The following is a 13112-nucleotide window of genomic DNA, read 5'->3' as shown; positions in this document are numbered from 1 at the left end:
CCGAACCACGGCTGTGCGCGTTCGATCTGACCGGCAAGCGAGAACAGCCGCTCTTCCGCGCCACCGGCCGTTGCCAGCTGCACGCCGAGCGGCAGGCCGCCGGCCGTTATGGCGAACGGAATGCTGGCGGCCGGCGTGCCGGCGGCATTGAACAGCGCGGTGAACGGACCGTGGCGCCAGAACCGGTCATAGAAGGCGTCGAGATCGGTCGTCGTGCCCACCAGTTCGCCAAGCGGCAGCGGCGGCTCGGCCGCCGCCGGCGTCAGCAGGGCATCGTAGCGCAGGAAGAAGCGGCCAACCGCCCGCGCCGCCCGCTGCAAAACCTCCGTGGCGGCTAGATAATCGGTGCCCCGCCACTGGCGCCCCTCCCGGAACCAGCATTCGTTGACCGGTTCGAGAGGCGCGGTGACGCCGGCCGCCCGCGCCGCCTCCACGGGCGCCGCCAGCGCCACGCCGACGATGACCCGCCAGGCCTGCCGGACCGCCGCGGCATCGTGAACCGGGGCCGCCGGCTCCACGATATGGCCGCAGGATTCCAGCAGCCGCGCGGCCGCCAGCGTTGCCGCCCGGCAGGCCGGATGCACCGGTTCGCCCAGCGCCCCTTCCGGCATCAGCCCGATGCGCATGGGCGCCGGGTCGCGGCCGGCGGCGGCCAGAAAAGAGCCGGCCGGCGGCGGCGCAATGCCGGCATCGCCGGGTTCCGGGCCGGCGGTGGCATCCAGCAGGGCTGCGCTGTCGCGCACCGTCCACGTCACGGCATGGTGCTGAGAAAGGCCGGCGATCGATTCCAGCAGGTCCGGCCCCATCGGCGTGCGCAGGCGGCCGGGCTTGAAGCCGAACAGGCCGCAATGGCTCGCCGGCACCCGGATCGAGCCTGCACCGTCGGTGGCATGGGCGAGCGGCACCATGCCGGCGGCAACCGCCGCTGCCGACCCGCCGGATGACCCCCCGCTGCTGAAGGCGGTGTTCCACGGGTTGCGCGTCGGCCCGCCTTCCTGCGGCTCGGTGGTGAAGCTCTGGGCAAATTCCGGGATCGCCGTCTTGCCAAGGGTCACGAGGCCGCTGGCCGCATGGCGCAGCGCCAGCGTCGACGTGTGCGCCGAGACCGTGCCCCGCAGCAGCGCCGAGCCCAGCGTTGCCGGCGCTCCTTCCAGATCGAGCCCGAGATCCTTGACCAGAAACGGCACGCCGGTGAACGGCCCCTGCGGCAGGCCCGCGGCCACGGCCGCGCGCGCGCGCCCGAACAGCGGATGCACGACGGCATTGATCAGCGGATCGACCGCCAGAATGCGGGCAATCGCCGCCTCCAGCAGATCGGACGCGCTGACCGTGCCGGCCCGCACCAGCGCCGCAAGCGCCAGCGCATCCAGACCCTCGAAACCGGCCAGTCCGGCCACCACCAGACCGCCACCGGCGGCCTTGCTGTCATGTTGCATCTGTCGTCAGTCCTGTCGCCCGCAAAGCGCGGGAACATTGCAGAGAACGCCGCTGGCCGCACGGCGCGCGGGTGCCGGGCGCGCCGGTGCCGGGGACGGAAATGCGGGGCGCGGACCTCCGCGGAAATGCCGCGGAAGCCGCCATCGCCGTCACGGTTCCGCCCGGCAGGCCAGTCCGTGCGCACCTTCGGCACGGCAGGCGAAAACGGCCCCGTCGGCCACCGCGCCAGCGCGGCGTGCCAGCGGCAGAGCGGTTCGCCAGCCGGAGGCCTCGCACCACAGCGTTTCCAGCGCCATCGGCCGGCCGGCGGCGTTGAGAAGGTAGAGCGCACCGGTTGCCGGATCCTGCCGCAACGCCACGGCCAGCCGCGCGCCCGGCGGCGCCGTGCCCAGCGCCACCGCATTCCAGTGTGCCAGCGCCGCCGTGCAGGCAAGCGCTTCGCGGGTGGCGTTGGCAACGACCACGCCCGCCGCAACCAGACGGCCCGGCGCACGCTCCGCCATGGCCGGAGAAAAGACGCCCGCGGCCAGCAGCGCGGCCAGTGCAGCGGAGCCGGCCTTCAACCGGAGTTTGATCACACAGCCTCCCGCAAGCCATTTCGGAAAAGATTGACCCGAATCATGTGGATACGACTGGAACACGCCGTTCTCTTGGTCAATATAGGTCGCCTCCGGTCCGGCCCGTTGCCCCATGCCGTTCAAGGCCCGCCGGAAACCCCCGCCGCCCATCCACCGCCGGGCCCCTTTTGCCCGGCACCGGCCGGTAACCGCAGCCAAGGCCCCGTGCGCACGCCGCCCGGGCCGGCCGTTTCTGGTTCCGCGCCTCATTTTGTCAGGGAGATTGCCGCGGTGTCGCGCAGGTCCTTCACACACCGGCCGTTCTGCGGCCTGTCGTTCAGAAGCGGGCTCGGTGCCCTCACGGTTTTCGGCACGCTGGCAGCCTGCGTCGCCCTTGCCGCGCCGGCCGCTGCCGGCGAAATCAGGTCGATTGCCATCCTCACCCCCGAGCAGGGCACCGATTTCGGCTGGAATCAGCAGGGCATCGCCGCCGCGAAAGCCGCCGGCAAGGCCGAGGGCGTGGAAGTGCTGGTGGCCGAGAACCTCGGCTACGGCGATGTGCGCCCGACGCTGCGCGAAATGGCCGAGGACGGTGCCGGCCTCATCATCGCACACGCCGGCGGCTACAACACCGCCGCGCCGGAAATCGGCGCCGAGACCGGCGTTCCGGTGGCCATCACCGACATGCCGCAGGCCACCGCGCCCGGCAAGGTCGCCGATTATACCCTGAGCGGCCACGAGGGCGCCTACCTCGCCGGCCGTCTCGCCGCCAAAATGACGCGCACCGGAACGGTCGGCATCGTCGTCTCTGGCGAGCCCCCGGCATGGAACGCCCAGTCGACTGCCTTTGCCGAAGGCGTGAAGGCGGAGAACCCGAAGGTCGCCATCCGCTATGCCGTAATCGGCCCTGCCGCCTATTCGGATGCCGCCGGCGGCAAGCGCGTGACGGAGGCGGTGATTGCCGCCGGCGCCGATGTCATCTTCGGACAGGGCAACGGCTCGTCGTTCGGCATGCTGCAGGCGGTGGAAACCGCCAGGGCCACCGATGGCGGCAAGGTGTGGTTCATCGACGTGGTCGGCGACAAGTCGTCCATCGACAAGGGCAATCTGCTGTCCTCCGTCGTCTGGAACATGACGCCGGTCTTCACCGCCATGATCGGGGATGTGAAGAACGACCGCTTCGGCACCCACAACTACGCCATCGGGCTCAAAGACAACTCCGTGCAGCTTCTTAAGACCGACCATATTCCGGCCCCGGTCTGGAACGACCTGATGGCGATCCGTCAGGAGATCGTCGACGGCCGCATCAGCGTCAAACCGTCGTTTGAGGCGGCGGACGTTCATGCGCGGGTCAATCCGCTGCCGGCCCCGAAACCCTGATCCGGCCCGGCTGCCGATGTCGGCCCCTGCCCTCCCGGCCGCGCTGCCGCGCGTGACGCTTACCGCCGTCACCCGCCGGTTTCCCGGCGTGGTGGCGCTGGATGCGGTGAACCTCGCCCTGATGGCGGGCGAGGTTCATGCCGTGCTGGGCGAGAACGGGGCCGGCAAATCGACGCTGGTCGCCCTGCTCTCCGGGCTGCTGCAACCCGACGCCGGCACCATCTGCCTCGACGGCGTGCCGGTGCGCCTCGCCGGGCCGCGCCGGGCGCTGGCTGCCGGCATCGGCACGGTGTTCCAGCATTCCATGCTGGTCCCCTCGCTGAGCCTTGCGGAAAACTGCGCCCTCGGCGGTTCGTGGTGGCGGCGGCCGGACCGCGCGGGCCTTGCCCGCCAGTTCCGCGCGGTTGCCGCCGGAATCGGCATCGCGCTCGATCCCGCCCGCCCTGCCGGCAGCCTGTCGCTGGGCGAGCGCCAGCAGGCGGAAATCGTCCGCGCGCTGATGCGCGGCAGCCGCGTTCTGCTGCTCGACGAGGCGACGGCGATGCTGACGCCGCAAGGCGCGGACGAGCTTGGCCGCACCATGCGGGCGCTGGCCGCCGGCGGCCTTGCGGTGGTGTTCATCACCCACAAGCTCGATGAGGCGCTGCGCTTCGGCGACCGGATCAGCGTGCTGAGCCGCGGCCGGCTGGCCGGCACCCTGCCGCCGGCGGAAATCGCGGCCCTCGGCCCCGCGGACGCACGCCGGCGCATGCTGGCCCTGATGTTCGGCACCGGCCGGCCGCCATCCGCCCCGCCGCCGGCGCCCGCCGCGGACGGAACCGCAGCCGCCGCCCGCCCTGCAAGCCTCACTGTGGAAGGCCTTGTCGTGGAGGGACCCGGCATGGACAGCGGGTCGCCGGAGGAAGCCGTTGTGCCGCTCGACAGCATCGGCTTTGCCGTCGCGCCCGGCGAGATTTTCGGCATTGCCGGCATCGACGGCAACGGCCAGTCGGCCCTTGCCCATGTGCTGGCCGGCCAGCGGCGGCCGGTGCGCGGGTGCATCCGCCTCGGCCCCGCCGACGTGACCCGGCTCGGCGTCGCCGGCCGGCGGGCGCTGGGCCTGCGCTATGTGACCGATGACCGGCTTGGCGAAGGCACGGTCGGTTCGCTCTCGCTGGCCCACAATCTGGTGCTGAAGGATATCGGCGCCCGGCCGTTCTGGCGCTTCGGGCTGGAGCGCCCGGCGGCCATTCTGGGCCATGCCCGCCGCCTGATTGCCGCCTTCGACATCCGCCCGCCGCAACCGGCGGCGCCGATCGGCCGGCTTTCCGGCGGCAACATTCAGAAAGCCCTGCTCGCCCGCGAACTCGACAGCCCGGCCCGCGCCGTGATCTTTGCCAGACCGACCCATGGCCTCGATGTCCGGAACGCCGAGAGCACCCACCGGCGCATCCGCGCTGCGGCGGCGGCCGGCGCGGCCGTGGTGCTGATCTCCACCGATCTCGACGAACTCGACGCCCTCAGCAACCGCATCGCGGTGATGGTGCGGGGCCGGCTCTCGGCCGCCATCCCGGCCGGACCGGACGCGCGGGCCCGCGTCGCCGTGCTGATGAGCGAAGGCGACGGTCCGGAGGCGGCATCGTGAGCGCGCCGCGCCTGCACGCCCTGCTGCCGCCGCTGGCCGCAGCCGCGGGTGCGCTCGTGCCGCTGGCGGTTGCGCTGGTGCTTTCGGGCCTCGTGCTCGCTCTGGCCGGCGTCGATCCGGTCGCATATTACCGCACGGTCATCGAGCGGGGGTTGCTGTCGCCCTCCGGCCTGCAGAGCAGCCTGACCCGCATGGCGCCGCTGCTGCTGATTGCGGCAAGCCTCATTCTCGCCTTCCGCGCCGGCATCTGGAACCTCGGCGGCGACGGGCAGTTTCTGCTGGGCGCAACCGCGGCGGCGGCCGTTGCCCCGCCGCTGGCCGCCGCGGTGCCGCTGCCGGTGGCGCTCGCCGCCGCGCTGGTGGCCGGGGCGGCGGCCGGGGCGGTGTGGTCGCTGGTGCCGGCGCTGCTGCGCGCCTGTCACGGCATCAACGAGATCATCACCACGCTGATGATGAGCTTTCTCGGCGCCTCGCTGGCGAACGTGCTGGTCAAGCTGGTGTTTCTGGATCCCGCCACGACCGTGCCGCAGACGCGCACGCTGGCGGTGGCCGAGCGCCTGCCGCGGCTCGGCTCCACCACGGTCACGAGCGGGCTGCTGATCGGGCTTGTCCTGCTGGTCGCCGTTCATTTCATCATGACGCGCACGGCAACCGGATTCCGCCTGCGGGTGGTGGGGGCCAGTCCGCGGGCGGCGCGCCATGCCGGCCTTGCGGTGCCGCGGCTCACCGCCGGCGTGTTCGCCGCCTCGGCCGCGCTCGCCGGGCTGGCGGGTGCGGTGGAGGTGGTGGGCATTGCCGGCAACGTGCGGGCCGACTGGAACCCCGCCTACGGCCTCGTCGTGGTACCGCTGGTCTTTCTGGCCCGCCTCAACGGACTGGCCGCCATCGGCTTCGTCGCGCTCTATTCGGTGCTCGCCATCGGCGGCGAGAGTGCCGCGCGGCGCCTCGGCGTGCCCAACTCCATCACGCTGGTGGTGCTGGCGGTCGTGCTCATCACCCTCGCCGTCACGGAGGCGATCGGCGCGCGGCGGAGGCGCGGCTCATGAGCCTTCTCACGGAAGCCTTTCTGACCGCACTCCTGACCGGCGCCATCACCGCCGGCATTCCGCTGCTGCTGGCCGGGCTCGGCGAGCAGATGTCGGAGAAGGCCGGTGTGCTCAATGTCGGCATCGAAGGCATGATGCTGGCCGGGGCCTATGCCGGCTTTGCGACCGCCTTTGCCTGCGGCGCGCTGTGGCCCGGCTTTGTGGCGGGGGCCGGAGCCGGCCTGCTGGCGGCGGGCCTGATGGCCTTCTTCGCCGTCCGCCTCGGCCTCAGCCAGATCGTCATCGGCATCGCCATCACGCTGCTGGCGGAGGGCCTGACGGCGCTGTTCCACACCCTGCAGTTCGCGCGCACCTATCCGCGCCTGCCGGCCGCCGAGCCGCTTGCGCTGCCCGGCCTGTCGGCGCTGCCGGTCGTCGGGCCGGCGCTGTTCGACCGCCCGCCGATCGTCTACGTCGCGCTGCTGCTCGTTGCCGTCATGGCGGGCCTTTATCGCAGAACCCATCTCGGCCTCGCCCTGAAGGCCGCTGGTGATGCGCCCGCGGCGCTGGATGTGGCGGGCGTCGATGTCGGCCGGCTGCGCATGTTCGCCGTGCTCGGCACCGGCCTGTTCGCCGGCCTCGGCGGTGCCTTCATGGCCGAGATCGGCGCCGGCGTGTTCGTGCCGTTCATGACCAACGGGGCCGGCTTCATCGGCATCGTTCTGGCCATGCTCGCCCGCGGGCGGCCGCTGCTGGTGGCCGCCGGCGCCATGCTGTTCGGCGCGTGCCTGGCCATGACCACCGCGCTGCAGGTGGCCGGCATCGACATTCCCGTCGATGTCATCCAGATGCTGCCGTTCGCCGCCGTCATGGCGGTTCTGATCGCCTTCGGGCGGCGCAGCCGGCTGCCGGCAGCGCTGGGCATTGCCTATCACCGCGGCGAGCGCTGAGCGGCTTTCTTCGCCGCCGGCGCCATGTTAAAGCCGCAGACAACGGTCGCCGGACGACCGCAGAACCACAACCGGCAATTGCCGATGGGGAAGCCGCCCTTGCTGCCCGCCGCTCTGCATCCCAGCCACGACCTGAAACGGCCCGCCGGAAGCCCCGGCGCGGCTGCGGACGGCCGCACGGCAGCGGGCAGCGACGCGCGCGTTTTCCTCGCCTTCCTTGCCGCTTTTGCGCTGGTGCTGCAGCTGGCGTTCGGCGGCCTCATGCAGGGCGCCATGGCGGCGCCGGCGCCGGCTGCGGATTTCATCCTCTGTGTCGCCGGCGACCACGCAGCGGCGCAGCAGCCTGCCGGCAGCAACGGCAAGGACCATCCGCCGCTGCCGCCGTGCTGCTTCGCCGGCTGCCTGATGGTCACACCGCTGGCCCCGCCGCCGGCAACGGCGTGGACCGCACCGGTGCCCGCCCCGGAGCTGATCTCCGAACGGCCGCTGCCGGCACAGGCCGGCGTGCCGCCGGCCGCGCCGCCTTCGGCCCACCGCGCCCGCGCGCCCCCCGCCCGCCTCATCGCCTGAACCACACCATAAACCGCCAGTCCGGCCCGGTGACGGATGCGTTGCAGGCCGGCGGCTGGCGGTGAACCGTTTGGATTCGATGAGGATTTTCCAATGCTTTCCAGCTACATGACGCGCCCGCTGTGCGCCGCGCTCGCCGCTGCTGCCCTGTTCGCCACCGCCCTGCCGGCCGCCGCCCATGAATTCCGGGTCGGCAATCTGGAGGTCGTCCACCCGTGGACCCGCGCTACGCCGCCGGGTGCGAAGGCCGGGGGCGGCTTTCTGGTGATCAAAAACGAGGGGAATACCCCCGACCGCCTCGTTGCCGCCACCGCCACCGTTGCCGGCCGCACCGAGATCCATGAGATGGCAGTCGTCGACGGCGTGATGAAAATGCGCCAGCTGACGGACGGCATCGAAATTCCCGCCCATGGCGAAGTCGCGCTGAAGCCCGGCAGCTACCACCTGATGTTCATCGGACTGGAAAACCCGATCCGCACCGGCGAGGACTTCGCCGGCACGCTGACCTTCGAGAAGGCCGGCAAGGTGGACGTCCGCTTCAAGGTCGAGCCGATCGGAACCGGGCAGTCCGGCATGCAGCAGGGCGACGGACACGGTGCCATGCACGGTGACGGCGCCATGCAGGGCCACACCCAGAACGCCGAATAACACCCGGCAACCGGCTGCGCGGTGCCGGCCCCATGGCGGCCGGCACCGCATACACCCGATGAAATGACACGGTCTGCGCCTTCGGAGTGCAACTTTTAACCCCTGTTTAACACCGGAACCGCGACAAACGTGTCATGCCTCAGTTCCGGTCCGTTCAAGGCCGGCGCCAGACCAGAAAGGCAGGATGAGGCCCTGAACATCCGGGAGGGCACCCCATGCGATTGCCGGTTCTGCGCACACCGCCCGGCGGACGGCGGACGGCGATTGCGGCGGCCATCTTCGTGGCCCTGCTGCTGGTTCTGTGGGGACTGCCCCATGTTCTGCCCGTGGAGCGGATGCGCGGGGAAATCGGCAACCGCCTGTCGGCCGCGCTCGGCCACCCGGTGGCCATCCGCGGCCCGATCTCGCTGTCGCTGGTGCCGCGGATCACACTTTCCGCCGGCGATGTCTCCGTCGGCGACCTCGGCGCCGGCGATGGCACCGAAGCGCTGGCGCTGGAGGGCGTGCGGGTTGGCGTGCGTCTCGCCCCGCTCTTCACGGGCACGGTGGCGCTGAGCGACGTCACGCTCATCCGCCCGAAGGTGCGCATCGTCTTCGGGCCTGACGGCCGCACCAACTGGGCGGTCGCCGCACCGGCGGCCGGCGGCGACAGCATCGGCGCCCTCGTCGACAACCCGACGGGTGCCGCCGCACCCGATGGCCACATTCCCGCCGCGCCCGGCGCCGAGCAGACACCGCTGGCCGCCTTTGCCGCGCTGCCGCTCGGCACCGTGCAGGTGGTCGACGGCGAAGTGAGCGTGCGCGACGACAGCCGCGGCATCCGCGAGGATCTGACCGCCATCGACCTGACGCTCACCGCCCCTGCGGGCGACAGGCTGGCCGATGCCGAAGGCCGCTTCCTGTGGAACGGCGCCGACACCAGCCTGACGGCCGGCCTTGGCGCGCCCGGCGACCGCAGCCGCACCGGCGACGTGCCGTTCAGCCTCGCCCTCACCTCCGGACCGCTGAATATTGCCGCCGACGGAACCGCCTATTCGGCCGGGCGGCTCCTGACGGGAACGGCGAAAGTGAGCGGCAATTCGCTCGGCGCCGTGCTGGCCCGCCTCGGCATTGCCGTGCCGCAGGCACCGGCTTTCGGGGCCTTTTCGGTTTCCGCCCATGCCGATATCCGCGCCGACGATTTCGACATCAACGAGATTGCCATCGACCTGACCGGCCTCAGGGCCGGCGGCGCGCTGCGCGGCGTCATGGGGCGCGAGCGGCCGGCGGTCGGCGTGCGGCTGGCGATTGAGAACCTCGCCCTGTCCGCCTTCCGGGGACCGATGCCCGCCGGCAGCCCGGCGGCTGCCGGGCAGGCAGCCCCGCCGCAGGAGGAAGCGGCCGCCAGCCAGACGCCGCTGTCCTGGCCGAACCGGACACCGTCGGGCATGAAGCTGCCGCAGCCGCGGCCGCAGCGCGGGGGCCGCATTGCCACCGGCGCCAGCGCCGGCGCCCCGGCGCCGTCGGGGCCGATTCCGGCGCCGTTCGGCCTTCTCGATGCCAACGTGGCGCTGAGCGCCGCCACCATCGACGCCGGGCCGGTGCCCGTGCGCGATCTCTCCGCCACCCTCTCGCTTACCGGCGGCGCGCTCGAAGCTCGCATCACCCGGGCGACCATCGGCGGGGCCAATGCCACGGGCGCGATCGCCGTCGACGGGCGCGGCGCAACTCCGGCCCTGACCGCCACCGTACAGGCCCGCGATATCGATGCCGCCCGTCTTGTCGAACTGACCGGCGGCAGCGCCCCGGTGACCGGCCGGCTGGGGCTCGATGCCAGCTTTGCCGCGCGCGGCTGGTCGGGCCCGGCCCTGCTCTCCACGCTGGACGGCAAGGGCCGCGCCACCCTTTCAGGCGGCACGGTGAGCGGCCTCGGACTGGCGAGCCTGTTTGGCGACAACCCGGCCGCCGACAAGCTGACGAATGTGGATCTGACGGCCGATTTCGCCAGCCTCAGTGCGCCGGTCCGCGTCGACGGCGGCCTCGACTGGCGCGGCGACCGGTTCAGTCTGCAGGGCACCGTTGCTGCCAAGCCGCTGCTGGCCGGCGAAACCGGTGCCGTGGACGTGACGCTGGCATCGAAGCGCCTCACCTTCGGCTTTACCGGCAAGACCGCCATCGACGGGCAGGCCGGCGGCAACAGCCGGCTTTCCACGGGCTCACTGCGCGACCTGATGGCGTGGCTGGAGCGGCCGCTGCAGCCGGGCGGCGGGCTGGGTGCGTTCAGCCTCGACGGTCACGTCAATGCCACGCCGGATCAGGTCGCTTTCGACAAGGCCACCTTCAGTCTGGACGGCACGCGCGGTACGGCCAGCGGCACCATCCGTTTCGGCGGCCGGCGGCCGATGCTGGAAGCGGCCCTCGGCCTTTCCGTGCTGGATCTGCGGCCCTATCTGGGTGCGGCCGGGCTGCCGGCAGCGCCCGCAGCCGGCGGCAGCAGCGCGCCCGTCCCGGCCGCAGGCAGTGCCCCGGCCGCCGGCGGAACGGGCCGCTGGTCGGAAGGCCCCATCGACTTCTCCGGCCTCACCACGCTCGATGCCCGCCTGGCCATCAATGCCGACGCCATTCTTCTGCAACAGGTCCGCATCGGTAAGACCGGCCTCACGGCCACCATCGACGGCGGCACGCTGACGGCGAAGCTGGCACAGATGAGCCTCTACGAGGGCACCGGCGCGGGCAACCTCACCATCGAGCCCGGTCGCAGCGGGGCGACCGTCAGCGCCAGCTTCCGGATGGACAATCTCGCCGCCGCCGCCTTCCTCGGCGATGCCGCCGGCTTCTCCTATCTCGACGGCCGGCTGGCGATGAATTTCGATGTTTCGACGAGCGGCCGCAGCGAACGGGATCTGGTGGCCGGGCTCAACGGCAACGGCGCCATGCGCTTCAGCAACGGCAGCATCCGCAACGTCGATATCCCCGGCATGATGCGCGGGCTGACCGGCGATATCCTGAGCGGCTGGCAGGCAGGCTCCAGCCTTGCCACCGCCTACAGCCAGATGACCGGCACATTTTCCATCGACGACGGCATTCTCACCAACAACGATCTGGTGATGAGCGGGCCCTTGTTCCGCGTCACCGGCTCCGGCACGGCCGATCTCGTGGCCCGCACCATCGACTATCGCCTCGACCCCAAGGTTCTGGCGAGCCTCGCGGGCGGTTCCGGTGCCGATATGGCGGGCTTCAACGTGCCCGTCATCATGGAAGGACCGTGGAGTTCGCCGCGCATCTACCCGGAGGTGACGGGCATCCTGCGCGATCCGGCAGCGGCGCTGCGGCAGCTCAAGGTACTGGGCGGCAGCATCTCGGCGCTGGCAAAAGGGCAGACACCGACGGCCGAACCGGGGGCAACGCCGGGCACCCAACAGCCCGGACAGGGTGCCGGCGGCATCGGTGGCCTGATCGGCTCCGACGGCAAGGTCAACACCGGGCAGGCGGTCAGCGAGGCGCTGCGCATTCTGGGCGGTCAGGCTGCCCCCCAGCCGGTACCGCAGCCCCCTGCAACTGAGCCCGACACCGGCGCCGGCACGCCGCCCGCCGCGCCCGCCACACCGGGACAAAGCGCCGCCGAACAGGCCCGGCAACTGCTGAACCAGTTCCTGAAACAACAGCAATAAGCGGCGACCGCAGCGCACGCCGGCGGCCAGACGACCGGGGGCCGCCGAAAAAGAAAACCCCGCCCCGGCGACAGGCACCGGAGCGGGGTCATGAGAGGCAGCGACGGGGGAACGTTCAGGCGGCGCGGCGGGCAGCGTGACCGGCCGGCAGTTCGACCTCCACCTCAAGCGTCGATGTCAGATCCTCGCGCCGCATGGCGACGCGCACCCGGTCGGCCGAAATATCGACGTGCTTGCCGATGGCCTTCAGGATTTCCTCGCGCAGCACGAGAATCAGATTCGGGTCGCCGTTGACGCCACGCTCGTGCTGCAGCAGCACCTGCAGGCGATCGCGCGCAGCCGTTGCCGGCTCCACCCGCTTGCCGCGAAAGAAGTTGAAACGCTTCATGCCGCCCTCCGGCCGAACAGGCGCGTGATCAGGCCGCGCTTCTCGCTGGCGACGACCATGGGAATGTCCTCGCCCTGCAGGCGACGGGCCGCATCGCCATAGGCGCGGCCGGCGGCGGAAAGCGGGCTCAGCACCGTGACCGGCGAGCCGAGGTTGGAGGCGCGCAGCACCTCCTCGCTTTCCGGCACCACGCCGACCAGCGGCACGGAAAGGATGTCCAGCACGTCCTCGATCTTCAGCATCTCGCCGCGCTCGGCGCGGGAGCGGTCGTAGCGGGTGATGAGCAGGTGCTTTTCCATGCGCTCGCCGTTCTCGGCCTTGCGCGTCTTGGCATCGAGCAGGCCGATGATACGGTCGGAATCGCGCACCGAAGAGACTTCGGGGTTGGTGACGACCACCGCCACGTCGGCAAAGCGCATGGCGAGCGTCGCGCCGCGCTCGATGCCGGCCGGGCTGTCGCACACGATCCAGTCGAATTCCTTCTTGAGCTCTTCAATGACGCGCTCGACGCCTTCCTCGGTCAGCGCATCCTTGTCGCGGGTCTGCGAGGCGGGCAGCAGATAGAGCGTTTCAATGCGCTTGTCGCGGATCAGCGCCTGACTGAGCTTGGCATCGCCCTGAACGACGTTGATGAAGTCATAAACGACCCGGCGCTCGGCGCCCATGATGAGATCGAGGTTGCGCAGGCCGACATCGAAGTCGACCACCACCACCTTCTTGCCGCCCTGCGCAAGGGCGGCGCCAAGGGCGGCCGTGGTTGTTGTCTTGCCAACACCGCCCTTGCCCGACGTCACGACCAGAACTTTCGACATCTGCCTGCCTCCCTGCTCGATCAGCCGAGCGCTGCCACTTTCATCGCATCGCCTTCGAGCCAGGCCTGAAT

General features: G+C 71.2%; 11 protein-coding genes. 7 read left to right on the top strand and 4 right to left on the bottom strand.

What is annotated here, in order from left to right; translation table 11 throughout:
- Positions 1-1436 (bottom strand): amidase (locus V7067_RS10335; protein ID WP_334175818.1); only part of this gene is annotated, 1436 nt, incomplete at its 3' end.
- Positions 1437-1586: 150 nt separating this feature from the next.
- On the bottom strand, positions 1587-2015 hold the full coding sequence (locus V7067_RS10330) for a hypothetical protein (RefSeq protein ID WP_334175817.1): 429 nt from the start codon (positions 2013-2015) through the stop codon (positions 1587-1589).
- 270 nt (positions 2016-2285) lie between these two features.
- Here V7067_RS10330 and V7067_RS10325 point away from each other — a divergent pair, with 270 nt between their 5' ends.
- The 7 genes from V7067_RS10325 (at position 2286) to V7067_RS10295 (ending at position 11841) form a co-directional block, all read left to right on the top strand.
- On the top strand, positions 2286-3374 hold the full coding sequence (locus tag V7067_RS10325) for a BMP family protein (protein ID WP_334175816.1): 1089 nt from the start codon (positions 2286-2288) through the stop codon (positions 3372-3374).
- Positions 3375-3390: 16 nt separating this feature from the next.
- Entirely contained in the window at positions 3391-4998 is a 1608-nt protein-coding gene (locus tag V7067_RS10320; RefSeq protein ID WP_334175815.1) for an ATP-binding cassette domain-containing protein, read from the top strand.
- Positions 4995-6044, top strand: a complete 1050-nt coding sequence (locus V7067_RS10315) for an ABC transporter permease (RefSeq protein WP_334175814.1) — start codon at positions 4995-4997, stop codon at positions 6042-6044. The genes V7067_RS10320 and V7067_RS10315 overlap by 4 nt, the downstream gene beginning before the upstream one ends.
- Positions 6041-6973, top strand: coding sequence for an ABC transporter permease (locus tag V7067_RS10310; protein WP_334175813.1), 933 nt, complete (start codon positions 6041-6043; stop codon positions 6971-6973). The genes V7067_RS10315 and V7067_RS10310 overlap by 4 nt, the downstream gene beginning before the upstream one ends.
- A 99-nt stretch (positions 6974-7072) precedes the next feature.
- Positions 7073-7543 carry a hypothetical protein gene (locus V7067_RS10305; protein WP_334175812.1) on the top strand — a complete coding sequence of 157 codons (471 nt, stop codon included), beginning with the start codon at positions 7073-7075 and terminating at the stop codon, positions 7541-7543.
- Between the two features lie 93 nt (positions 7544-7636).
- The gene (locus tag V7067_RS10300) at positions 7637-8191 is read left to right on the top strand and encodes a copper chaperone PCu(A)C (protein ID WP_334175811.1); all 555 of its coding nucleotides are present in this window, start codon (positions 7637-7639) and stop codon (positions 8189-8191) included.
- Between the two features lie 215 nt (positions 8192-8406).
- Positions 8407-11841: an AsmA family protein gene (locus V7067_RS10295; RefSeq protein ID WP_334175810.1), complete on the top strand. Its 3435-nt coding sequence runs from the start codon at positions 8407-8409 to the stop codon at positions 11839-11841.
- A 115-nt stretch (positions 11842-11956) separates the two neighbouring features.
- Here the strand turns inward: V7067_RS10295 and minE are convergent, their stop codons facing one another.
- Complete coding sequence (gene minE / locus V7067_RS10290) at positions 11957-12229, bottom strand: cell division topological specificity factor MinE (RefSeq protein WP_334175809.1); 273 nt, start codon at positions 12227-12229, stop codon at positions 11957-11959.
- Positions 12226-13041: a septum site-determining protein MinD gene (gene minD / locus V7067_RS10285; RefSeq protein WP_334175808.1), complete on the bottom strand. Its 816-nt coding sequence runs from the start codon at positions 13039-13041 to the stop codon at positions 12226-12228. The genes minE and minD overlap by 4 nt, the downstream gene beginning before the upstream one ends.
- Between the last annotated feature and the right edge of the window lie 71 nt (positions 13042-13112).

The sequence above is a fragment of the Pseudoxanthobacter sp. genome (assembly GCF_036822375.1).
Classification (GTDB): Bacteria; Pseudomonadota; Alphaproteobacteria; order Rhizobiales; family Segnochrobactraceae; genus Pseudoxanthobacter.
Note: the sequence above shows the minus strand (reverse complement) of the source record. Positions and strands in the feature narration are given on the sequence as shown.

What these genes read in the sequence shown, in the direction of transcription:
- V7067_RS10320 (WP_334175815.1), top strand. Translation starts at nt 3,391, where the DNA reads ATGTCGGCCCCTGCCCTCCCGGCCGCGCTGCCGCGCGTGACGCTTACC.
- V7067_RS10310 (WP_334175813.1), top strand. Translation starts at nt 6,041, where the DNA reads ATGAGCCTTCTCACGGAAGCCTTTCTGACCGCACTCCTGACCGGCGCC.
- V7067_RS10300 (WP_334175811.1), top strand. Translation starts at nt 7,637, where the DNA reads ATGCTTTCCAGCTACATGACGCGCCCGCTGTGCGCCGCGCTCGCCGCT.
- V7067_RS10295 (WP_334175810.1), top strand. Translation starts at nt 8,407, where the DNA reads ATGCGATTGCCGGTTCTGCGCACACCGCCCGGCGGACGGCGGACGGCG.
- minE (WP_334175809.1), bottom strand. Translation starts at nt 12,229, where the DNA reads ATGAAGCGTTTCAACTTCTTTCGCGGCAAGCGGGTGGAGCCGGCAACG.
- minD (WP_334175808.1), bottom strand. Translation starts at nt 13,041, where the DNA reads ATGTCGAAAGTTCTGGTCGTGACGTCGGGCAAGGGCGGTGTTGGCAAG.